This is a genomic window from Streptomyces sp. E-08 (assembly GCF_049913095.1).
In the GTDB taxonomy this organism is placed as follows: Bacteria; Actinomycetota; Actinomycetes; order Streptomycetales; family Streptomycetaceae; genus Streptomyces.
Genome location: NZ_CP183971.1, coordinates 7,156,947 through 7,178,801, shown reverse-complemented (window position 1 = coordinate 7,178,801; position 21,855 = coordinate 7,156,947). Strand labels below are relative to the sequence as shown.

18 protein-coding genes are annotated in these 21,855 nt (G+C 72.1%); 10 read left to right on the top strand and 8 right to left on the bottom strand.

What is annotated here, in order from left to right; translation table 11 throughout:
- Positions 1-78 precede the first annotated feature (78 nt).
- The 4 genes from ACN9MM_RS32995 to ACN9MM_RS32980 all read left to right on the top strand — a co-directional run bounded on the left by ACN9MM_RS32995 (position 79) and on the right by ACN9MM_RS32980 (position 4,932).
- Positions 79-1,428, top strand: coding sequence for an ABC transporter substrate-binding protein (locus ACN9MM_RS32995; RefSeq protein ID WP_426367383.1), 1,350 nt, complete (start codon positions 79-81; stop codon positions 1,426-1,428).
- A gap of 90 nt (positions 1,429-1,518) precedes the next feature.
- Positions 1,519-2,541, top strand: coding sequence for a carbohydrate ABC transporter permease (locus ACN9MM_RS32990; protein WP_426367382.1), 1,023 nt, complete (start codon positions 1,519-1,521; stop codon positions 2,539-2,541).
- Between the two features lie 4 nt (positions 2,542-2,545).
- A complete protein-coding gene (locus tag ACN9MM_RS32985) occupies positions 2,546-3,439 on the top strand; it encodes a carbohydrate ABC transporter permease (protein WP_426367381.1) in 894 nt (297 codons plus the stop codon).
- A 50-nt stretch (positions 3,440-3,489) separates the two neighbouring features.
- Positions 3,490-4,932 carry a GH1 family beta-glucosidase gene (locus tag ACN9MM_RS32980; protein ID WP_426367379.1) on the top strand — a complete coding sequence of 481 codons (1,443 nt, stop codon included), beginning with the start codon at positions 3,490-3,492 and terminating at the stop codon, positions 4,930-4,932.
- A gap of 58 nt (positions 4,933-4,990) precedes the next feature.
- On the opposite strand, the gene ACN9MM_RS32975 is transcribed toward ACN9MM_RS32980, so the two are convergent.
- A complete protein-coding gene (locus ACN9MM_RS32975) occupies positions 4,991-5,461 on the bottom strand; it encodes a hypothetical protein (RefSeq protein WP_426367378.1) in 471 nt (156 codons plus the stop codon).
- Positions 5,462-5,620: 159 nt separating this feature from the next.
- Positions 5,621-6,349 (bottom strand): IclR family transcriptional regulator, encoded by a 729-nt coding sequence (locus ACN9MM_RS32970; protein ID WP_426367377.1) that lies wholly within the window; start codon positions 6,347-6,349, stop codon positions 5,621-5,623.
- 222 nt (positions 6,350-6,571) lie between these two features.
- On the opposite strand from ACN9MM_RS32970, the gene ACN9MM_RS32965 reads away from it, so the two are divergent.
- Positions 6,572-7,489, top strand: coding sequence for a glycerophosphodiester phosphodiesterase (locus tag ACN9MM_RS32965; protein ID WP_426367375.1), 918 nt, complete (start codon positions 6,572-6,574; stop codon positions 7,487-7,489).
- On the opposite strand, the gene ACN9MM_RS32960 is transcribed toward ACN9MM_RS32965, so the two are convergent.
- Positions 7,480-8,043 carry an HD domain-containing protein gene (locus tag ACN9MM_RS32960; protein WP_426367374.1) on the bottom strand — a complete coding sequence of 188 codons (564 nt, stop codon included), beginning with the start codon at positions 8,041-8,043 and terminating at the stop codon, positions 7,480-7,482. The two genes, ACN9MM_RS32965 and ACN9MM_RS32960, sit on opposite strands and share 10 nt — an antisense overlap.
- A 77-nt stretch (positions 8,044-8,120) precedes the next feature.
- On the opposite strand from ACN9MM_RS32960, the gene ACN9MM_RS32955 reads away from it, so the two are divergent.
- Positions 8,121-9,059 (top strand): LLM class F420-dependent oxidoreductase, encoded by a 939-nt coding sequence (locus ACN9MM_RS32955; protein ID WP_426367373.1) that lies wholly within the window; start codon positions 8,121-8,123, stop codon positions 9,057-9,059.
- Here ACN9MM_RS32955 and ACN9MM_RS32950 read toward each other — a convergent pair.
- Together ACN9MM_RS32950 and ACN9MM_RS32945 are read right to left on the bottom strand one after the other, a co-directional pair.
- Entirely contained in the window at positions 9,056-11,338 is a 2,283-nt protein-coding gene (locus ACN9MM_RS32950) for an MMPL family transporter (RefSeq protein ID WP_426367372.1), read from the bottom strand. The two genes, ACN9MM_RS32955 and ACN9MM_RS32950, sit on opposite strands and share 4 nt — an antisense overlap.
- Before the next feature lie 138 nt (positions 11,339-11,476).
- Positions 11,477-12,184, bottom strand: coding sequence for a DUF2470 domain-containing protein (locus ACN9MM_RS32945; RefSeq protein ID WP_426367371.1), 708 nt, complete (start codon positions 12,182-12,184; stop codon positions 11,477-11,479).
- 143 nt (positions 12,185-12,327) lie between these two features.
- On the opposite strand from ACN9MM_RS32945, the gene ACN9MM_RS32940 reads away from it, so the two are divergent.
- From ACN9MM_RS32940 to meaB, 3 genes are read left to right on the top strand one after another with little or no spacing between them, the layout of a single operon-like run.
- Complete coding sequence (locus ACN9MM_RS32940; RefSeq protein ID WP_426367370.1) at positions 12,328-14,139, top strand: methylmalonyl-CoA mutase family protein; 1,812 nt, start codon at positions 12,328-12,330, stop codon at positions 14,137-14,139.
- Positions 14,139-16,313, top strand: coding sequence for a methylmalonyl-CoA mutase (scpA, locus tag ACN9MM_RS32935; protein ID WP_426367369.1), 2,175 nt, complete (start codon positions 14,139-14,141; stop codon positions 16,311-16,313). Before ACN9MM_RS32940 ends, scpA begins: the two co-directional genes overlap by 1 nt.
- Positions 16,310-17,293 carry a methylmalonyl Co-A mutase-associated GTPase MeaB gene (meaB, locus tag ACN9MM_RS32930; protein WP_426367368.1) on the top strand — a complete coding sequence of 328 codons (984 nt, stop codon included), beginning with the start codon at positions 16,310-16,312 and terminating at the stop codon, positions 17,291-17,293. Before scpA ends, meaB begins: the two co-directional genes overlap by 4 nt.
- Before the next feature lie 30 nt (positions 17,294-17,323).
- On the opposite strand, the gene ACN9MM_RS32925 is transcribed toward meaB, so the two are convergent.
- Positions 17,324-17,764, bottom strand: a complete 441-nt coding sequence (locus tag ACN9MM_RS32925; RefSeq protein ID WP_426367367.1) for a MarR family winged helix-turn-helix transcriptional regulator — start codon at positions 17,762-17,764, stop codon at positions 17,324-17,326.
- A gap of 156 nt (positions 17,765-17,920) precedes the next feature.
- Here ACN9MM_RS32925 and ACN9MM_RS32920 point away from each other — a divergent pair, with 156 nt between their 5' ends.
- The gene (locus ACN9MM_RS32920) at positions 17,921-19,435 is read left to right on the top strand and encodes an MFS transporter (RefSeq protein ID WP_426367366.1); all 1,515 of its coding nucleotides are present in this window, start codon (positions 17,921-17,923) and stop codon (positions 19,433-19,435) included.
- 58 nt (positions 19,436-19,493) lie between these two features.
- On the opposite strand, the gene ACN9MM_RS32915 is transcribed toward ACN9MM_RS32920, so the two are convergent.
- Together ACN9MM_RS32915 and ACN9MM_RS32910 are read right to left on the bottom strand one after the other, a co-directional pair.
- Positions 19,494-20,378, bottom strand: a complete 885-nt coding sequence (locus tag ACN9MM_RS32915; protein WP_426367365.1) for a geranyl diphosphate 2-C-methyltransferase — start codon at positions 20,376-20,378, stop codon at positions 19,494-19,496.
- Between the two features lie 14 nt (positions 20,379-20,392).
- The gene (locus ACN9MM_RS32910; protein ID WP_426367363.1) at positions 20,393-21,817 is read right to left on the bottom strand and encodes a family 2 encapsulin nanocompartment cargo protein terpene cyclase; all 1,425 of its coding nucleotides are present in this window, start codon (positions 21,815-21,817) and stop codon (positions 20,393-20,395) included.
- Between the last annotated feature and the right edge of the window lie 38 nt (positions 21,818-21,855).

Below are 21,855 nucleotides of genomic sequence, written 5' to 3'. Positions count from 1 at the left end.
GCGGGCACCGCCGAGCCGCGATCAGCCGGCCGGGCCTCCTGGCGCACAGAGAGCACCACCTTGGACGAGGAGAGTGGAATGCGCACTTCCAGCAGCAGACGCGGACGCCGTGCGGCGATCGCGGCGATCGCCGCCGTCGTGACCGGCACGACCCTGCTCACCGGTTGCGGCAGCGACGACGACGGCGGCAAGGGCGGCGCGAGCGGCCAGGGCGGCGGGAAGATCACGCTGCGGATCGGGACCTTCGGTTCCTTCGGCTACGACGACAAGACCGGCGCCAAGCTCTACGCCGAGTACGAGCGGCTCCACCCGAACATCAAGATCGAGGAGTCGAACGTCTCCGACGGCCAGAAGTACTGGGACACGCTGAAGCTGCGCCTCTCCCAGAACAGCGGCGTCGCCGACATCCAGGCCGTCGAGGTGGGCTACATCGCCGAGGCGACCGGCACCGCCATGGCGAGCAAGTGGGTCGACCTGGGCAAGGAGGGCGGCGCGGACCTCGGCGACTTCCTCGACTGGAAGGTCAAGCAGGCGACGACGGCCGACGGCAAGGTCATCGGTCTCGGCACCGACATCGGCCCCATGGCCATCTGCTACAACAAGGACCTCTTCGCCAAGGCCAAGCTGCCCACCGCCCGCGAGGAGGTCGCCAAGCTGTGGGTCGGCGACTGGTCCAAGTTCCTCGCGACCGGCGAGAGGTACAAGGCGGCCGCGCCCGTCGGCACCGCCTTCCACGACTCCGCGAGCGGCCTGTTCAACGCCGTGGTCTCCAGCGACCCGGTGCAGTACGCCAACGCGAGCGGCGAGCTCGACTGGGAGAACAGCCCCGGCGTGAAGCAGGCCTGGAACACGGCCGTGAAGGCCGCCCAGGGCGGACTCACCGCCAAGCTGCGCCAGTTCGACGAGAAGGGCACGTGGAACGCGGCCTTCAAGAACTCGAAGTTCGCCACGGTCGCCTGCCCGAGCTGGATGACCGGCATCATCAAGGACCAGGCGGGCCCCGCCAATCAGGGGAAGTGGGACATCGCCGCGCCGCCGGTCGCCGGTAACTGGGGAGGCTCCTTCCTCGCCGTGCCCAAGGCCGGCAAGCACACCAAGGAGGCCGCCGAGCTCGCCGCCTGGCTGACCGCCCCGGAGCAGCACGCCAAGGTGTTCGCGGTCAACGGCAACATCCCCTCCTCCAAGGACACGCTCCTCTCCTCGGCGGTCCAGGAGGCGAAGCTGCCGTACTTCGGCGACACCCCGGTCGGCAAGATCTTCTCCAGCGCGGCGGCCGGCATCACCCCCGCCGCCATCAGCCGCTACGACGGCCAGGTGAAGACCTTCCTCACCGACAACGGCATCCTCGACATCGAGCAGCGCGGCACCGACCCGGCCAAGGCCTGGGAGAACGTCAAGAAGCTGGTCGACGACAAGATCGACCAGTAGCGGGGGCGTCCGCCGGTCCGCCGCCGCCTGCCGGGCGGCGGACCGGCACCGTCCGCACCACCGCACGCATCGACCTGGAAGGACGCCCCCGTGGCCACCTCCGTTCGGGCGGGGCGGGACGGTACCCCGCCGTCCGCCGCACCGCCCTCCTCCCCCGGATCACCCGGATCCCCCGGCTCCCGGCGCCGCCGCTCCTCCCCGGGCGGACTGCGCAGCAGGCTCTACCGCTGGGACATCAAGGCGATCCCGTACGTCTTCGTCGCCCCGTTCTTCCTCACCTTCGCCGCCTTCGGCCTCTTCCCGCTGATCTACACGGGCTGGCTCTCGCTGAACCGGGTGGAGCTCGGCGGTGATCCGACGTGGAAGGGCCTCGAGAACTACACAGACCTCGCGACCAGCGAGTTCTTCTGGAACGCGCTCCTCAACACCTTCACCATCGGGGTGATCTCGACCGTTCCGCAGCTGCTCATGGCCCTGGGTCTGGCGCACCTGCTGCACTACAAGCTGCGCGGCCGGGGTTTCTTCCGGGTCGCGATCCTCGCCCCGTACGCCACGTCGATCGCGGCGGCGACCCTGGTCTTCGCGCAGCTGTTCAACACCGACTACGGCATGATCAACGGTCTCCTCGGCTGGATCGGCCTCGATCCGGTGGACTGGGAGTCGTCGAGGTGGCCGGCGCAGATCGCCATCTCGGTGATCGTCACCTGGCGCTGGACCGGCTACAACGCACTGATCTACCTGGCCGCGATGCAGGCGGTGCCGCAGGACCTCTACGAGGCGGCCTCGCTGGACGGCGCCTCCCGCTGGCGCCAGTTCCTCAGCGTCACGATCCCGTCGATCAGGCCGACGATCCTCTTCACGATCATCGTCTCCACGATCGGCGCGACCCAGCTGTTCGGCGAGCCGATGCTGTACGGCGGCAGCGTCGGGATCAGCGGCGGCAGCGGCAACCAGTTCCAGACGCTGAGCCTGCTGATGTACGAGAAGGGCTGGGTGACCGGCGCCCTGGGGCAGGCCTCCGCGATCGCCTGGGTGATGCTCCTGATGCTCCTCCTGATCGGCGGCGTCCAGGCCCTCGTCTCCCGCAATGACCGCAAGAAGCTGGGGGGATGACCTCATGGCCCGCACACTCGCATCGCCCCGCCCGGCTCCCGCGCCCGGTCGCCGGCTCCGTCCGTCGGCAGGCCGCCAGCACCACGCGGGTCCGCTGACGTACGTCCTGCTCGTCGTCGCCGCGTTCGTCTCGCTCTTCCCGCTGTACTGGAACGTGGTCGCCGCCTCGCACACCGGCGAGCGGGTCGTGGAGGCCCCGGCGCCGCTGCTGCCCGGCAGGCAGCTCCTGGACAACCTCACCTTCGCCTGGAACCAGGTCGACATGGGCGAGGCCCTGGTCAACACCACGGTCGTGGCGAGCCTGGTGGCGTTGTCCACCGTGCTGTTCTCCACGCTCGCGGGCTTCGCCTTCGCCCGGCTGCCGTTCCGGGGCAAGGGCATGCTGCTCTCGCTGGTCGTCGCCACGATGACGATCCCTCCGCAGCTCAGCGTGATCCCGCTCTACCGGATCATCACGGACCTCGGCTGGTTCGACCAGCTCCAGTCGGTCGTCCTGCCCTCCCTGGTCGCCGCCTTCGGTGTCTTCTTCATGCGTCAGTTCCTGGTGGAGGCGCTGCCGGTGGAGCTGGTGGAGGCGGCCCGGATGGACGGGGCGCACAGTCTCCGGATCATCTGGCACGTGGTCTTCCCGGTGGCGAGGCCCGCCATGGCCGTGCTCGGCATGCTGGTCTTCGTCCAGGCCTGGAACGACTTCTTCTGGCCCTTCATCGCGCTCACCCCGGACGGCAGCCCCACCCTCCAGGTGGCGCTCGCCGGCCTCGGCGCGGGCAACCACAGCGTGAACCAGGCCGTGGTGCTGACCGGCGCCCTGATCTCCACCGTGCCGCTGCTGCTCGTCTTCGCCCTCCTCGGCAAGCACATCGTCGGCGGCATCACGGCCGGCGCCGTCAAGAGCTGACCGGCCATCCGTCTCCGTCACCCCCGTACCCGTGTTGGGAGCCCCCTCCTATGACCGCGCCCGAAACCCGGCCGCTCACCGCCGTCCGTTCGTTCCCCGCCGACTTCCTGTGGGGCGCCGCCACCGCCGCGTACCAGATCGAGGGGGCGGCGGCGGAGGACGGCCGCACCCCCTCCATCTGGGACACCTTCGCGCACACCCCCGGCAAGGTCTTCGAGGGCCACACCGGTGACGTGGCCGTCGACCACTACCACCGGTTCCGCGAGGACGTCGGGATCATGGCCGAACTCGGCCTGAACGCCTACCGGTTCTCCGTCTCCTGGTCCCGGGTGCAGCCCACCGGCCGGGGCCCCGCCGTCCAGCGGGGTCTCGACTTCTACCGGCGGCTCGTCGACGAGCTGCTCGGTGCCGGGATCGAACCGGCCCTGACCCTCTACCACTGGGACCTCCCGCAGGAGTTGGAGGACGCGGGCGGCTGGCCGGAGCGGTCGACCGCCGAGCGGTTCGCCGAGTACGCGGGCATCGTCGCGGACGCCGTCGGCGACCGCGTGAAGCGCTGGACGACGCTCAACGAGCCGTGGTGCAGCGCCTTCCTGGGGTACGGATCCGGGGTGCACGCCCCGGGCCGTACCGATCCGGTGGCCTCGCTGCGCGCCGCCCACCACCTCAACCTCGGGCACGGTCTCGCGGTGCAGGCGCTGCGCGCCGCGCTGCCGTCCGACCGGCAGCTCGCGGTCTCGCTCAACCTGCACGAGATCCGGCCGCTGACCGGTGCGGCCGAGGACCTGGACGCGGCCCGCCGGATCGACGCCGTCGGCAACAGGATCTGGCTCGGCCCGATGCTGGAGGGCGCCTATCCGGAGGACCTGCTCGCCGACACGGCGCACCTGACCGACTGGTCCTTCGTCCAGGACGGGGACACGGCGGCCGCGAACCAGCCGCTGGACCTGCTCGCGGTCAACTACTACACGCCGACGCTGGTCTCGCACGTGCCGGACGGCGCGGAGAAGCCGCAGGACGACGGCCACGGGAACAGCGAGCACTCGCCGTGGCCCGGCGCGGACGCGGTCGCGTTCCACCGGGCGCCGGGCGAGCCGACGGCGATGGGCTGGGCGGTCGACCCGAGCGCGCTGTACGACCTGCTGCGCCGGGTCTCGGCCAGGTACCCGGGTCTGCCGCTGGTGATCAGCGAGAACGGGGCGGCGTACGAGGACGTGGTCGGCGCGGACGGTTCGGTGCACGATCCGGAGCGTGCCGCCTATGTGCACGCGCACCTGGAGGCGGTGCACCGGGCCATGGCGGACGGGGTGGACGTGCGCGGCTACTTCCTCTGGTCGCTGCTCGACAACTTCGAGTGGGCGTACGGCTACGCGAAGCGGTTCGGCGCGGTCCGGGTGGACTACGACACCCTGGAGCGCACGCCGAAGTCCAGCGCCCGCTGGTACGCGCGGGTGGCGCGCTCGGGCGAGCTGCACGCGCCCGGCGCGGACTGAGCCGGGAGGGCGGAAGGGCCGTGCCCGGCACGGCCCTTCCCCGTCTGCGGGACGGCGGTCAGATGTCGATGACCCGGTAGCCGATGACGTAGACGCCGCCGGAGCCCTCGACCGAGCGCCACTGGGTCTCCGCGCCGACCTCGCTGCCGGTGACGAGCGTGGCGCCGAGCTTGTCGTCGGAGCTGGTGGAGTCGTAGTCCCACAGGGTCAGGGTGCGGGCCTGCTCCTTGCCGAGGATGAGCGCGGCGTTGCCGTTGCCGTCGGCCATGGAGCGGACGTAACCGGTGCCCATGGTCTGGTACTTGACCCCGTTGCCGGGCCAGACCTTGACGGCGTTGCCGTTGGCGTCGGTGATCTTGAGGTAGGCCTCGTCGTGGTCGCCCTCGCTGTTCTGCTGGCAGTGCAGCTCGAACAGCTCGATCCGCACGTAGTCGATCGGCTCGGCGTGCGCGGTGCCGGCGAAGGCGCCGAAGCTGCCGAGCGCGAGCAGGGCGGTGGCGGCCGTTCGGACGATTCGGTTCTTGCGCATGTGGTCCCCCCACACATCAGGTCACGCAGGTGACGTGGTGTCCGGTCCGCCGTCCCCGGCGGACCCGGTGTGCCGTTTCCCCCCGGCACGACACCCACTGTGCCCGACGGAGCCATCCTGCTTCTACGCGCGTTCCGCTGGACGGAACGGGGTCGGGAACTACAGGACGAGGGCGCTCGGCGGCACCGGTCGCCGCTGTCCGCCGCGGGCGAGCGCGCGGGTGACCGCGGCCCCCGCCCCGGCGACGGCCCGGGCGAGGTCGTCGAGTCCGCGGCCCGCGGGGACCATTCCGGCGAGCGCCGCGACCGTACGGCCGTCCGGGGCGCGGACCGGCAGCGCGGCGCAGCACACCCCGTCCATCACGTCCTCGCGGTCGAGCACCGCCCCGCCCCGCAACGGCCCCCGCAGCGCCTTCCCCGCGGCGGTGTCGAGGCGGAACGCGATCCCGTCGCGGACGGGGAGCAGCGGCTCCAGGTCGCCCGGCACCGAGCTCACCGTGATCGCCATGTCCTCGCGCAGCACGGCGAGGACGACGCTGGCGCCGGTGACGGCCCGCAGGCGCTGGAGCGGCAGCCGGGCGGCGGACCGCAGGCCGGGGTGCGGTTCCCAGGCCTGGCCGAGGCGGTAGAGCTGCGGTCCGACCCGGTAGCGGTTGCCCCTGCGTTCGACGGCGCCGACCGCGACCAGCTGGTCGAGCAGCCGGTGGACGCTGCCCTTGGGCACTCCGCAGGCGAGTGCGAGTTCGGTCACCCCGGCCTCGTCGCCGTTCCGGCGCAGGGCTTCGAGCAGCGCGAACGCGCCTTCCAGCACCCCTCGGCCGCGTTCGGCGCGCCCCGGTGCGGCCGTCTGTGCGAGGCCGCCCGTTCTCGGTCCCGTTCCGGTGTCCATGTGAGTCCCCCTGACTCCGTACGCCCGGCCGTGGTCCCCCGATGGCGCGGCTCCGGGCCCACGTCCCACCATGCCGCAGACCGGACGTTCCGCCGAAAGGGCTGGGCGGAATCGTCGTTTCGTGTCGTGCGTCCCCCCGGCGCCCAGGATTTGTCGACTCGTCACATCCCGTCCGGTGTGGGGCCCCGGCGAGGCCACCGTCGATACCTAAGCTCTGCGTCCATGAACGTTCCGTCCTGGATCCGCCGACGCTTCGGTTACGGCCCCGCGGTCCTCGCCGCGGCCCTGGTCCTCGCCACTCCCCCCACCCTCTCGGCCGAGCCGGCCGGGTTCACACCGCGTCCGACGGGGCCGCACCACGCGCCGTCGGCCACTCCCGTGTCCGCCCGGCTGCGTGCGGCCGGTGCTCCGATGATCGTGTTCGCCCACCGGGGCGCCTCGTCCGCCGCGCCCGAGAACACCCTGGTCTCCGACGAGGTGGCCCGGCGGGGCGGCGCCAAGTGGATCGAGAACGACGTCCAGCCCAGCAAGGACGGCGTGCCGTACATCCTCCACGACGCGACCGTCGACCGGACGACCGACGGCACGGGCACGCTCCGCTCCCTGACGTCCGCCCAGGTGGACGCCCTGGACGCCGGTTCCTGGTTCGCCCCCGTCTTCGCCGGCACGCGCATCCCGACGCTGGCGGCGCAGCTGGCGGACCTGCGGACGCGCGGCGGCAACCTGCTCCTGGAGATCAAGGGCCGGCAGACCGAGGCCGAGGTGGCCCGGATCGTGCGGGACGTCCGGGACCAGGACATGACCGGCCGGGTCTTCGTCCAGAGCTTCGACGTCGTCTCGCTCCAGCGGATGTACCAGCTGGCGCCCGAGCTGCCGCTGGGGCTGTTGCGCGACAACCTGGACCCCGATCCGGTCGCGATCGCCCGGGACCTGCACCTCTCGGCGTACAACGTCGCGGACAAGGGTCTCTCGGTGCGTCCCGCCGCCGTCGACGAGCTGCACGAGGCGGGCGTGGCCGTGAACGTGTGGACGGTCGACAGCGCGGCCCGCTGGAAGGCGCTCGACGAGCTCGGCGTGGACGGTGTGATCACCAACCGCCCGACGGAGCTCACGGGCTGGATCGCGGGCCGTCAGGCCTGAGGCCGGTCGGGCCGTCCGTCCGTGCCCGCGCCCGGGGCGGAGGCCGGTCGGCCGGTCCCGGTGAGTTCGGCGAGCAGTCCGGGGTTGACCACCCGGAGGATCGTCGCGATGTCGCCGGGGTCGGCCGCCGGCCACAGGACGGCCCTGGCCGCCCGGTACTTGGCGGCGAGCCGTTCCCGCTGGGCGGGCGGGAGGGCGGCGGCCCGGTCCGCGCGGCTGTTGTGCGCGTTGTCGGCGATCTTCACGAGGGTGGCGGCCGGGTTCCCGGTGATGCGGCGGAGCTTCTCCTCGTAGGCGAGGTCCGGGTGGTTGGTGACGGCTTCGACGAGGGCGACGACCTCGGCGGGGATCCCGGCGGCGCGGAGCCGCTCGGCCGTCCAGTCCGTGTCCTCGATGACGTCGTGCAGCAGTCCGGCCATGGCCAGGTGCGGGCCGAACGGCTCCAGTCCGGCGGCGACCGCGCGGACGTGGGCGACGTAGGGGAGGCCGGTCTTGTCGAGCTGTCCGGCGTGCGCGTGGTCGGCCAGTGCGTCCACTTCGGCGAGCGTCTTCATGTGCCCCATCATCCCTGCCACATGATGTTCACACGGAAGGGGGAATGCGGGCCCCGGAGCGGCGGGTTGCCGGGAGCATGACTCTTGGAGTGACGCTCAGTTCGACCTCCCGGCAGCTTCCGATCGACGACACGGTGAGTCTCGCGAGAGAGGCGCGCGACGCGGGCCTGCACTCGGCGTGGTTCGGCCAGACCTTCGCGTACGACTCGCCCTCGCTCGCCGCGATCGTCGGGCGCGAGGTGCCCGGGCTTCAGGTGGGGACGTCCGCGATCCCCGTCTTCGGCCGCCATCCGCTGCTCGTCTCCAGCCAGGCACAGACCGCGCAGGCCGCCACGGGCGGCCGCTACCACCTCGGACTCGCCCTCGGCACCCGGCACCTGACCGAGACCGGCTTCGGCCTCCCGTACGAGCGGCCCATCGGGCTGCTCAGGGAGTTCCTCACCGCCCTGCGGCCGCTCCTGGAGACGGGCGAGGCCGATTTCCACGGCGAGCTGCTGACCGCGACGACCCCCTACTCGGCGGCGGTCCCGGGGGCGCGGCCGACGGTGCCGGTGCTCGTCGCCGCGATGGGGCCGCAGGCCCTGCGTGTCAGCGGTGAACTCGCCGACGGCATCCTGCCGTTCCTCGCGGGGCCGCGCGCGCTCGCCGAGCACGTCGTGCCGGCGGTGACCGCCGCCGCCGAGGCGGCCGGCCGGCCCGCGCCCCGGATCGTGGCACTCGTGCCGGGCGTGGTGACGGCACATGCCGAGGTCGTACGGGAGAGGGCGGCGGAGGCGCACGCGCTGTACGAGCGGATTCCCTCCTACCAGCGTGCGATCGAGCTCTCCGGCGCCGAGCGGGCGGCGGACCTGGCGGTGATCGGTGACGAGGAGGCCGTCGCCCGCGAGGTGCGGCGCTATCGCGAGGCGGGGGCGACGGAGGTGGTGTTCACGTCGACGGACCTGGGGGGCGAGGACGACCGCCGCCGGACCTGGAAGCTGCTGGGAGAGCTGTCCCGACAGGAGGAGACCCGCTAGGCCTTCTCCGCGCTCCGGGCCTCCTCGTCGGCCTGGAGCGCCTCTTCGCCCTCGGTGTCCAGGTGCGGCAGGATCCGGTCGAGCCAGGCGGGGGTCCACCAGGCGTGGCTGCCGAGGAGGGTCATCACGGCGGGCACGAGCAGCAGGCGCACCACGGTGGCGTCGATGAGGACGCTGACGGCGAGCCCGAGGCCGAGCATCTTGATGACGATGTTGTCGGAGACGATGAAGGCCGCGAAGACGCTGACCATGATGAGGGCGGCGCAGGTGATGACCCGGGCGGTGATCTCCAGGGCGTGGGCCACGCTGGCCTTGGCATCCCCGGTGCGCAGCCAGGCCTCACGGACGCGGGACAGCAGGAAGATCTCGTAGTCCATGCTCAGGCCGAAGACGATGGCGAACATCATCATCGGGACGTAGCTCTCGATGGGCACCTTGCCGTTGACGCCGAGGGCGGGTCCGCCCCAGCCCCACTGGAACACGGCCACGACGACGCCGTACGAGGCGGCGATGGAGAGCACGTTGAGCACGGCGGCCTTCACCGCGACCAGGACGCCGCGGAAGACGATGAGGATCACGAGGAAGGCGAGCCCGACCACGACGGCGATGATCAGTGGCAGACGGCTGGAGACGATGTCCAGGAAGTCGACCTGGGCGGCCGTGTTCCCGGTGACGTAGGTCTGCGCGTCGGTGCCGGCGGCCGCCTGCGGGAGGACGTCGTCGACCAGGTGGTTGGTCAGCTCGGTCGTCTTGGCGTCCTGCGGGGATGCCACGGAGTAGGCGGTGCCGACGAGGACGTCTCCGTCGGAGGTGGTCTGGAGCGGGGTGATGTAGGCGGCGTTCGGGACGCCCGTCAGCGCGTCCTTGAGTGTGGTGCCGAGGTCGGCCCGGTCGGCGGACGGCACCGCGGACTGGTCGACGACCACCGTGAGCGGTCCGTTCGCGCCGGGGCCGAAGGCCGTGGAGATGAGGTCGTAGGCCCGCCGGTCGGTGAAGGACTCGGGGTCGGCGCCGTCGCCGATGTGGCCGAGCTGGATGAAGAGCAGGGGGAACGCGAGGACCAGCAGGACGAGGACTCCGCCGGTGAGGAACCGCCAGGGGCGCCTCTCGACGCGTTGGGCGTACCGGTGCCAGGTGCCGTGCGCGGGCGCTCCGGGCTCGGCGTCGGTCTCGGCGACGGGCTTGCGGACGTGGTAGCGGTCGATGCGCTTGCCGACGAGTCCGAGCATGGCCGGGACGAGGGTGAGCGCGGCGATGACGGCGGTGACGACCGTGAAGGCGGCCGCGAGGCCGAGTTTGCCGATGAAGGTGACGCCGGAGACCCACAGGCCGGACAGGGCGATGATGACGGTGCAGCCGGAGACGAGGACCGCACGTCCGCTGGTGGTGGTCGCGAGGGCGGCCGCGTCGGCGGGATCGTGGCCGTTCATGAGGTTCTGGCGGTGGCGGGTGATGAGGAACAGCGCGTAGTCGATGCCGACGCCGAGGCCGATCATGGTGGCCAGGGTGGGTGAGACGGTCCCGAAGGTGAAGGCGGCCGCCATCAGGCCGAGCAGCGCGAGCCCGCAGACCGCTCCGAGGAGCGCGGTGACCAGCGGCATGACGGCGCCGATGACGCTGCCGAAGCCGATGAGGAGGACGACGATGGCGACGGCGAAGCCGATGGCCTCGCTGGTGCGGTCGTCGGGGGCCGGACGGGCGAGTTCGCCGAGCGAGCCGCCGTACTCGACGTCGACGCCGGCGTCCCTGAGCGGCTGGACGGCGGCGTCGACGCCGTTCAGGTAGTCGGGGCCCAGGGTGGAGGGCGCCACGCTGAAGCGGACGGTGATGTAGGCGGTCTTGCCGTCGGTGGAGAGCGGTCCGACGTTGGGCGTCCCGGCCGGGAGCGGCGGCGGGGTGGTCCCGGGAGGCGGGAGCGGGTTCTGCGCGCCGATGACCTCCGGCAGCTTCGCCAGGGCGGCGACGACGGAGTTGACCGCGGACGCCTCCTGGGTGAGGGGCTTGGAGGGGTCGTTCAGGACGACCTGCGCGCTGTATCCGCCGGCCGCGGGATCGTGCGCCTTGAGGACGTCGAGTCCTTCGGCCGACTGCACGCCCGGGAGGGCGAAGTTGTCCTCGTACTCGCCGCCGACGGCCCGGTCGAGGACCTGGAGTCCCGCGACGGCCGCCAGCCAGAGGGCGATGACGATGATGAAGTGGCGGGCGGACCAGTGCCCGATGCGGTACAGGGCGCCTTGGGAGGGTGCGGGCCGGCTCTTGGCCGGGCTTCCTGCGTTCATGGCGTGGCCGTGTCCGGATAGGGAAGTCCCCGAGCGGTTCCGGCACCCGCTTCACGCGGGCCTACGCCGTCCATGGTGCGCCTGCCGCGGCGCTCCGGCATCTCGGCCGGGAGGGCGCCGCGAGCGGCGGGCGCCGGTTCAGGTGAGGAGCCGGCCGGTGTGGGAGGCGCGGCGGGCGGCGGTGATGAGGGCGTGGATGCGGGGGCCGGCCTGGTCGACGTCGGTGAGGGGAGTGGGGAACGGCAGTCGGGCGTCCCGGTCGTGGCCGGTGCGGTGTTCGAGGCGCAGGGTGATGCCGTACCGGTCCAGGGCGAGGGGGAGGACGCGCGCCACGTCCCGTTCGGGGAGCGGGCGGACGAGGCGGAGGAGCAGGGGGACGAGTTCGGCGTGGCGGTCGACGAGGTGGGTGAGCATGTTCGCCTCGCAGCCGGCCATCGGGTCGGGGTCGGTGCCCCGGATCTCGTCGAGGGTGACGAACGTACGCCCTTCGTCGTCCTGGAGGAGGGCCTGGTGGAACTCCACACAGGTGCTCGTGGTGGTGTCCGTGGTGTACGGGGCGGAGAGGAGCCCCGTGAGGGTGACGCGGGCGCGCAGGCGGCGCCGTACGGGGGTGGGGGCGATGTCGGTGAGTTCCAGGCGGACCGGGATGCGCGCGTTCCGTCCTGCGGGGCAGTCCTCGGAGGGGTCGTGGAGGTGGATGTGTCCCATCGGCCCGGTGCCGTCGAGGCGGTGGACCTCCTGGTGCAGGCCGTCGGTGACGACGGTCATGGAGTGGGCGGAGGTCAGGATCGACCGGACGCGTTCGGCGGGCGTGGGCCGCGCGGGGTGGGCGCTGAAGGGACGCATGCACGTTCTCCCTGGATGAGGTGGCGGGGACACCCGAAGCCGTCGACTTAGGCAAGCCTAACCTAACCCATCGGGGGGAAGAGAAGAAGGTCACAGTCGTACGCCCTCCTGCTCCTTTGTGGATCTCCCCTAGCATCCGAGCCATGACGGTCCTGCCTGACGACGGGCTCTCCCTGGCGTCCGAATTCCCAGACGCGCCACATGAGCAGTGGCAACACCTCGTGGCGGGTGTCCTGCGCAAGTCGGGCAAGGAGGTATCCGGCGCCGCCGCCGAGGACGCCCTGTCCACCCTCCTCGAGGACGGCCTCGGCACCCGCCCGCTCTACACCGCGCGCGACACCGCGCCCGACCCCGGACTCCCCGGCTTCGCACCCTTCGTGCGCGGCGGACGGGCCGAGGGCAACACCGGCGGCGGCTGGGGCGTGCGCCAGCGCCACGCGACGGCCGACAACGAGGCCGTCCTCGCCGACCTCGAGAACGGCGTCACCTCCCTCTGGCTCGGCGTCGGCGGCGCCGGCATCCCGGTGTCCTCACTCGACGGCGTCCTCGAAGGCGTCTACCTCGACCTCGCGCCCGTCGTCCTCGACGCCGGCGCCGAGACCCCGGCGGCCGCCGAGCGGCTGTTCCGGCTGTACGACGAGCGGGGTGTCGCCCCGGAGGCGGCCCGCGGCAACCTGGGCGCGGACCCGCTGGGCCACGAGGCCCGCACCGGCCGCCCGGAGTACGACCTCGCCTCCGTCGCCGGCCTCGCGCGCCGCTGCGCCGACACGTACCCGGGGCTGCGCGCCCTCACCGTGGACGCCCTGTCGTACCACGAGGCCGGCGGCTCGGCCGCGCAGGAGCTCGGCTGCTCCCTCGCGACCGGCGTCGCGTACCTCCGTGGCCTGACCGCCGCCGGACTGAGCGTCACCGAGGCCTGCGGACAGCTGGAGTTCCGCTACGCGGCCACCGCCGACCAGTTCCTGACGATCGCCAAGCTCCGTGCCGCGCGCCGCCTCTGGGCCCGCGTCGCCGAGGCCTGCGGCGCCCCGGAGTCCGGCGCACAGCGCCAGCACGCGGTGACCTCGCCGGTGATGATGACGCGCCGCGACCCCTGGGTGAACATGCTGCGCACCACCATCGCGACCCTCGCCGCGGGCGTGGGCGGCGCCGACAGCGTCACCGTGCTGCCCTTCGACGACGCCCTCGGCCTGCCGGACGCCTTCGCCCGCCGGATCGCCCGCAACACCTCCACCGTCCTCATCGAGGAGTCCCACCTCTCCCGGGTCATCGACCCCGCCGGCGGCTCCTGGTACGTGGAGCGCCTCACCGACGAACTCGCCCACGCCGCCTGGGAGTTCTTCCAGACCATCGAGCGTGAGGGCGGCCAGGAGGCCGCGCTGCGCTCGGGGACGGTCGGCGAGCGGCTCGCCGAGACCTGGGCCGCGCGCAGCAGGAAGCTCGCCACCCGCCGCGAACCCATCACCGGCGTCAGCGAGTTCCCGCACCTCGCGGAGAAGCCCGTCGACCGCGCGCCCGCGCCCGAGGCGCCGTCCGGCGGCCTCCCCCGCGTCCGGCGCGACGAGGCGTACGAGGAGCTGCGCGCCCGCTCCGACGCCCACCTCGCGGCGACCGGCGCCCGGCCCCGCGTCTTCCTGGCCGCGCTCGGCCCGGCGGCCGCGCACTCGGCCCGCCTCACCTTCGCCGCCAACCTCTTCCAGGCGGGCGGCATCGAGGCCGTCACCGAGGGCACGTTCGAGGAGAGCGGCGCCCGCGAGGCCTGCCTCTGCTCCAGCGACACGCTCTACGAGGAGCGGGCGGAGGCCACCGCCGGGGAGCTGCGCGCGGCGGGAGCCGGGCACGTCCTCCTCGCCGGGCGCCCCGCGTCGTACGCCGGTGTCGACACGTACGTGTTCGCCGGATGCGACGCCGTCGCCCTGCTCTCCACGACCCTCGACCGCATGGGAGTGTCCTGATGTCCATCCCCGATTTCTCCGGGATCGAGCTCGGGGCACAGGCCGCCGACGGCGGGCCCGACGAGTGGCGCTCGGCCGTCAAGAAGGCGGCGGGCGGTGACGACCTGCTGTGGGAGACCCCGGAGGGCATCGCCGTCAAGCCGCTCTACACGGGGCAGGACCTGGAGGGCCTGGACTTCCTGGACACCCGTCCGGGCATCGCCCCGTACCTGCGCGGCCCGTACCCGACGATGTACGTCAACCAGCCCTGGACGATCCGTCAGTACGCGGGGTTCTCCACGGCCGAGGAGTCGAACGCCTTCTACCGGCGCAACCTCGCCGCCGGCCAGAAGGGCCTGTCGGTCGCCTTCGACCTGCCGACCCACCGCGGCTACGACAGCGACCACCCGCGCGTCACCGGTGACGTCGGCATGGCCGGAGTGGCCATCGACTCGATCTACGACATGCGCCAGCTGTTCGACGGCATCCCGCTGGACAAGATGTCCGTGTCGATGACGATGAACGGCGCGGTGCTGCCGGTCCTCGCGCTGTACATCGTGGCCGCCGAGGAACAGGGCGTACCGCCCGAGAAGCTGGCCGGGACCATCCAGAACGACATCCTCAAGGAGTTCATGGTCCGCAACACGTACATCTACCCGCCCGGGCCCTCGATGCGGATCATCTCCGACATCTTCGCGTACACCTCGCAGCGGATGCCGCGCTACAACTCCATCTCCATCTCCGGGTACCACATCCAGGAGGCGGGCGCGACGGCCGACCTGGAGCTGGCCTACACGCTCGCGGACGGCGTGGAGTACATCCGCGCGGGCCGGGCGGCGGGCCTCGACGTGGACGCGTTCGCGCCGCGCCTGTCGTTCTTCTGGGCGATCGGCATGAACTTCTTCATGGAGATCGCCAAGCTGCGCGCCGCCCGGCTGCTCTGGGCGAAGCTGGTGAAGCAGTTCGACCCGCAGAACACCAAATCGCTGTCCCTGCGCACCCATTCGCAGACCTCCGGCTGGTCGCTGACCGCGCAGGACGTCTTCAACAACGTCACCCGGACGTGCGTGGAGGCGATGGCGGCCACCCAGGGCCACACCCAGTCGCTGCACACGAACGCCCTCGACGAGGCGCTCGCGCTGCCCACCGACTTCTCCGCGCGCATCGCCCGCAACACCCAGCTGCTCCTCCAGCAGGAGTCCGGCACCTGCCGGAGCATCGACCCCTGGGGCGGCAGCGCGTACGTCGAGAAGCTCACCTACGACCTGGCCCGCCGCGCCTGGCAGCACATCCAGGAGGTCGAGCAGGCCGGCGGCATGGCCAAGGCCATCGACGCGGGCATCCCCAAGCTGCGCGTGGAGGAGGCCGCGGCCCGCACCCAGGCCCGGATCGACTCCGGACGGCAGCCGGTGATCGGCGTCAACAAGTACCGGGTGGCGTCCGACGAGCAGATCGACGTCCTCAAGGTCGACAACTCCTCCGTCCGCGCCCAGCAGATCGCCAAGCTGCGCAGGCTGCGCGAGGAGCGCGACGAGACCGCCTGCCGGGACGCGCTCGACGCGCTCACCCGCGCCGCCGGCGGCGACGGCAACCTCCTGGAGCTCGCCGTGCGGGCGGCCCGCGCTAAGGCCACCGTCGGGGAGATCTCCGACGCCCTGGAGAAGGTCTACGGACGGCACGCCGGCCAGATCCGTACGATCTCCGGTGTGTACCGCAACGAAGCCGGCGAGTCCCCGTCCGTGGAGCGCACCCGGGCCCTGGTCGACGCCTTCGGCGAGGCCGAGGGGCGCCGGCCGCGCATCCTCGTCGCCAAGATGGGCCAGGACGGCCACGACCGCGGCCAGAAGGTGATCGCCACGGCCTTCGCCGACCTGGGCTTCGACGTGGACGTCGGCCCGCTGTTCCAGACCCCGGCCGAGGTGGCTCGCCAGGCCGTCGAGGCTGACGTGCACATCGTCGGGGTCTCGTCGCTGGCCGCGGGTCACCTGACCCTCGTGCCGGCGCTGCGGGAGGAGCTGGCGGCGGAGGGCCGCGAGGACATCATGATCGTGGTCGGCGGCGTCATCCCCCCGCAGGACGTGCCGACGCTCCTGGAGATGGGCGCGGCGGCCGTGTTCCCGCCGGGGACGGTGATCCCCGACGCGGCCCACGACCTGGTGACCCGGCTCGCGGCCGGCCTCGGGCACGACCTGTGATCGGTCTCGACACGTACGTCAAGGGCGTGCTCGACGGGAAGCGGGCGGTGATCGCACGGGCGATCACCCTCGTCGAGTCGACGCGCCCCCAGCACCGGGCCCTCGCGCAGGAGCTCCTCACCGAGCTCCTGCCGCACAGCGGCAAGGCCGTGCGGATCGGGATCAGCGGGGTGCCCGGGGTCGGGAAGTCGACCTTCATCGACGCGTTCGGGACGATGCTCACCGGGCTCGGCCACCGGGTCGCGGTGCTCGCCGTCGACCCGTCGTCGACCCGGACGGGCGGCTCGATCCTGGGCGACAAGACGCGGATGGAGCGGCTAGCCGTCGATCCCGCGGCCTTCGTCCGCCCCTCCCCCAGCGCCGGCACGCTCGGCGGGGTCGCGAAGGCGACCCGCGAGTCGATGGTGGTGATGGAGGCCGCGGGGTACGACGTGGTGCTCGTGGAGACGGTGGGCGTCGGCCAGTCCGAGACCGCCGTCGCGAACATGGTCGACTCGTTCCTGCTGCTCACCCTGGCCCGTACGGGCGATCAGCTCCAGGGCATCAAGAAGGGCGTCCTGGAGCTGGCCGACGTGGTCGCCGTCAACAAGGCGGACGGCCCGCACGAGCGCGACGCCCGCGCCGCCGCCCGTGAGCTGGCGGGCGCGCTGCGCCTCATGCACGGCGCCGACGCGGTCTGGGCGCCGCCGGTCCTCAGCTGCAGCGCGCGGGAGTCGGCGGGTCTCGACGAGGTCTGGGAGCGGCTGCGGCAGCACCGCGCGCTGCTCGACTCGACCGGCCGCCTGACGGCCAAGCGCCAGGACCAGCAGGTCGACTGGACGTGGTCGATGGTCCGGGACGAGCTGCTGCGGCGGCTGAGCGCCGACCCGGCGGTCCGGGACCTCACGCCCGCCCTGGAGCGGCGGGTCAGGGACGGCGCGCTGACGGCGACGCTGGCCGCCGAGGAGATCCTGCGCACGTTCGGGGAGCGCCGGGACTGATCCGGGCCCGGCCCGCCCGGCGGGCCGGGTTCAGGCGTTCTTCTCCATGCCCGGGCGCAGCCGGGCGAGCAGGGCGTACAGGGTGGCGCTGTCCTCCGCGCCGAGCGTGTCGAGGGCGCCGTGGGTCGCCTGCATCTCCTCGCGGACCCGCCGGATGACCTCCCGGCCCTCGTCGGTCGCCACGACGTTCTTCACGCGCCGGTCGGAGGCGTCGGGCTCGCGGCGCACCAGACCGCGCCCCTCAAGGCGGTCGATGATCCCGGTGACGTTCGACGCGTCGCAGACCAGCAGCGTGGCGAGGGCGCGCATCGGCAGCGGGCCGTTGAGCTGGGCGAGGACCTTGGCCTGCGTGGACGTCAGCCCGTGGTGGGCGGCGGCCGCGGCGAAGTCGCGCCACTGGGCCGTGCCGATGGCGGCGAGGAGCTCAAGCAGCTGGAGCTTGGTGGGCGTCTCGGGGGTCGTCGCGCTCATGGTTCGAGCGTACTCAGGATCCTTGACATTATCAATTGTTTACTTAACGACCTCAAGCACTTACTTGACCTCCTCAAGCATCGGGCCCTAACGTCGTCGTATTACTTGATGACGTCAAACATCGATGATCTGAAGCTCTGAGAAGGCCCCCACACCATGAGTCACGAGACCACCCCGCCCGCCGCCGATCCCCGGCGCGAGACGCTCGTCGTCTTCGCGCTGAGCCTCGCCGCCATGGTCGTGTCGATGATGCAGACCCTGCCGGTCCCGATCCTCGGCCTCATCCGCGCCGACCTGGGCACCTCGGCCGCGAACGTCAGCTGGGTGACCACGGCCACGCTGCTCTCCGCCGCCGTCTTCACCCCGCTCCTCGGCCGCTTCGGCGACCAGCACGGCAAGAAGCCCACCCTGGTCGCCGTCCTCGGCGTCATGGTCGCCGGCTCCGTCGTCGCCGCCCTGGCGACCTCGCTCCCCCTGCTGATCCTCGGCCGCGTCCTCCAGGGCGCCGCCACCGCGATCTTCCCGCTGGCGCTGTCCGTCCTGCGCGAGGAGGTCCGCCCGCAGAAGCTGCCCGGCGCGATGTCCCTCGTCAGCGGCACCCTCGCCTTCGGCAGCGGCCTCGCGCTCGTCGCCACCGGCCTGCTCACCTCGGGCTCCGACGCCGACTACCGCAGCGCCTTCTGGATGGCCACGGGCTTCGCCGCGATCGCCCTGCTCGCGGTCGTGTTCCTGGTCCCCGCGACCCGCCACAAGACCGGCGGCCGCACCGACTTCCTCGGCGCGCTCACCCTCGGCGCGACCCTGCTGCTGCTCCTGCTGCCGATCTCGCAGGGCCACGAGTGGGGCTGGACCTCCGGCCGCACCCTCGGCAGCTTCGCCGCCGCGGCCGTCATGACCGCCGTCTGGGTCCTCACCGAGCTCAAGGTCCGCGAACCCCTCGTCGACATGCGGATGTTCGTGCACCGGCCGGTGCTCATGGCCAACCTGGCCGGCATCCTCGTCGGCTTCGGCATGTTCGCGAACTTCCTGGGCGTCTCGTATCTCGTCCAGATGCCCGAGGCCCTCACCGGCTACGGCTTCGGCGCCTCGATCCTGCGCGCCTCCGTCGAGTTCCTGCTGCCCGGCGCGATCGTCTCCCTGCTCGCCTCGCCGATCGGCGGCCGGCTCGTCCGCCACCGCGGCCCCCGCACGGCGCTCACCCTGGCCGCCGCCCTCGGCGCCGTCGGCTTCGGCTGGCTCGCCCTCGACCACGGCCACACCCTGTCGGTGATCGGGGCCGGCGTGATCGTCGGCGCGGCCGTCAGCTTCGGTTACGCGGCCATGCCCGCCGTCATCATGGCGAGCGTCCCGCACCACCAGAGCGGCATCGCGAACGGCATCAACTCCATCTCCCGCTCCACCGGCAGCGCGATCGGCAGCGCCGTGGTCACCACGATCCTGGCCTCGCAGACCATCGAGCACCTGCCGAAGGGCGTTCCGGCCCTGCCCGCCGAGTCCGGCTTCACGCTCACCTTCTGGATCGGTGCCGCCGCCTTCGCCCTGGTCGCGGTCATCGCCCGCCTCGGCCTCCGGCACGGCCCGGCGCCCCGCGCCGAGCGGGTGGCCGCACCGGCCTCCGCGGCCTCCGCGGCCTCGGAGGCCTCCGAGGCCGAGAAGGTCCCGGCCGCATGACACGATGGTCGGGCCCGTCGTCCGACGGGCCCGACCCTCCGGCGGTGCGGGTGGTACGTCAGACGCGGTCGGCCGCGATCAGGACGTACTGGAAGGAGCCGTCCTTGTACGACTCGATGAACGCCTCCTCGATGCCGGTGACCAGCGAGGACGTGGCACGCAGCTCCCAGTAGGGCAGGGTGTCCGGCGTCAGGTCGATGACGGCCTGCGGGACGAGCCGGTTGTCGGCCATCGCGCGCAGGTACTCACGGCGGGAGTGGATGTTGCACTCGAAGTGCGCGTTGATCTGGGACACCCACTTCGAGGGCTGGCCGTACCTCGGGTTCCAGCAGCCGGTGATGGTCACGTACCGGCCGCCGACCTTCAGGAACCGGGAGTGCTCGGCGAACAGGTCGTCCAGGTCGACGTACATGCTCGACTCGTTGTTCCACGAGCCGGCGATGCTGCCCTTCTCGAAGGGGGTGTCGAGCATGTTGCAGACCTGGGCGTGGACGTGGTCGTCGATGCCCAGCTCCTTGGCCCGCCTGTTGCCGAACTCGGCCTGCGTGGAGGAGAGGGTGACGCCCTCGACCTTGCAGCCGAACCGCTGGTGGGCCATGACGCTCGAACCGCCGCGGCCGCAGCCCGCGTCGACGAGGGTGTCCTCGCTGCCGATGACACCGAGGTGGTCCAGGAGGACCTCGGCCTGCGCCGACTCCAGCCGGTGCAGCTCGGTGATCAGCTTCTTCTCGTACTCGCTGTCCTCGACGTCCCCGAGGGCGGCGTGGTCGACGGCGCCGATGCCGTAGTGGTGGTGGTACAGCCCGTCGACGTCACCGAGGCGCAGGTTCACGGGCCTGGCCTCGGCGTTCCAGTAGCGGGCGATGTCTCCCTGGTACGGCGTCGCCGGGCCGGGGACGAACGCGGAGGTGCCGTTGACGGTGGGGAGCTCGGTGTTGGTCACTGAATGAATCCTTCTTACCAGAAATCGGGCAGGCTGTAGCGGTAGGTATTGGTCTGGTGCCAGTAGTGGTTGCCGTCGACCCACACGGCCACTCCCTTCAGGAAGCGGAGCACGCTCGGGACGGGGCAGGCGGCGGCCAGTTCCGCGGACGCGGCCTCGAAGTCGCGCATGAGGTCGTTGTGGACCTCGACCGCCTTCAGGTACGCGTCCTTCTCCGAGAGGGACTCCCGGTCTGCGAGCACCACCGGCAGGTTCATGTGCTGGCCGGGGCTGGCGAGTTCCTTGGTGTACGAGTACAGGTCGTTGACGATGGTGCTGGCGTTGCCGGCCAGCGCCAGGACCCGCTGCATGGCCGGCTGGGCGTGCAGGTCGGCGGGGAGTTCGTAGCCGCCGACGGTGTCGGTGATGGTGGGACAGGGACGGAAGTTGTTGAACTGCCGCATGGTGAGGTACTCCCACACCTCCGGCACGTGGTTCGTCTCGTCCCACGCGGCCTCGGCGAGATAGCCCATGTGCAGCCGGGCCATGTCGTGCCGGAACCGGTCGGCCTGGGAGGGCGTCGCCAGGCGGACGAAGTACTCCATGGCCGAGCGGTAGGAGCGCCGGGGCGCGTCCGCATGGAGCGACTCCGCCCACACCGGCTGGTACTCGGCCGTCGAGTGCAGCGGGTCGAGGGCGGTGTGCGCGAGGAGGAGCCGTCCGCCCAGACCGATGGGCGAGCCGCCGAGGTCCTCGCAGTAGCAGTCGTCGACCGCGTTCTCGGCGACCATCAGCCGGGCGGCGACCATGAGGTGCTCGATGGTCGGGGCGTCCGGGTGGCAGGCCACCATGTAGCGCCCGACGTGGAACCCGTCGAAGTCGCCCTCCCAGTCGTCGGGGTAGAGCTGGATCTCGTCGAGCGCCCAGGACTTGATGCGGAGGCTGACCTCCTCCACCCGCACCGGGTCGGGCTCCGGCACGGGGTGCCAGTAGAGGCCCGGGATGATGAGGGCGTCCGCCGGAGCGGGGGGCTCCGCCGGGAGTGCCGGAGGCTCCGCCGGGAGTGCCGGGGGTTCCGCACGCCGGACCAGGGACAGGCCCGCCGTGCCGAACCCGCTGGGCCCGCGCGGCACCCACCCCGGATCGGGCCGTGACGGCGCGACCACGACGGGAGTCGCGACGGCGGCAGCTCCGACGGGGGTCCCGGTGGGGAGCCCGGCGGGGGCTCCGGTGGGGAGCCCGCTCGGGAACCCGGAAGAGGCCCCGGTGGAGAGCCCCGCCCCGTCCGGGAGCCCGGCGGGGGCTTCCGGGCCGGGCTCGGTGGGGACGGGCCGCGCTTCGGCGAGGCCCTGGGGTACGGCGAAGCCGTGTGCCGCCGCGTCGGCGAGGACGCGGGCGGTGAAAGAGGCCGCGGCGCCGGGCAGGCTGGACTGCAGAGGGGAAGGCCCGGGATCGGGCATCCGTGACTCCTTGGAGAGGTGGGTGGGCCGTCCCGGAT